This is a genomic window from Hyphomonas beringensis, from assembly GCF_000682755.1.
GTDB classification, from domain to species: domain Bacteria; phylum Pseudomonadota; class Alphaproteobacteria; order Caulobacterales; family Hyphomonadaceae; genus Hyphomonas; species Hyphomonas beringensis.
Genome location: NZ_AWFF01000009.1, coordinates 1 through 267 on the forward strand (window position 1 = coordinate 1; position 267 = coordinate 267).

Consider the following 267-nt stretch of genomic DNA (forward strand, 5'->3'; position numbering starts at 1 on the left):
GGGTCAGGAGCGCATTGCCGAGATTGTTCTGTGTCGTGGCCCATTCCAGCGGGACGCGCTCGCGTGCACTTTCCTTGAGGGCCTCGCGATAGGCCGCGATGGCGTCATGGATGGCGGCGTCATCGCCGCGTTTACCGAGTGTCGCGAGCGCACTGCCGAGATTGTTCTGTGTCATGGCCCATTCTAGTGGGACGCGCTTGCGTGTGCGTTCCTTGAGGGCGTCGCGATAGGCGGTAATGGCGTCATGGAGGGAGTCATCATCGCCGC

The 267-nt window shown here is 62.9% G+C and carries 1 pseudogene; it reads right to left on the minus strand.

The window, feature by feature from the left end:
* Window positions 1-267 (minus strand): annotated as a pseudogene (locus HY29_RS01980) (tetratricopeptide repeat protein); the annotation flags it as partial.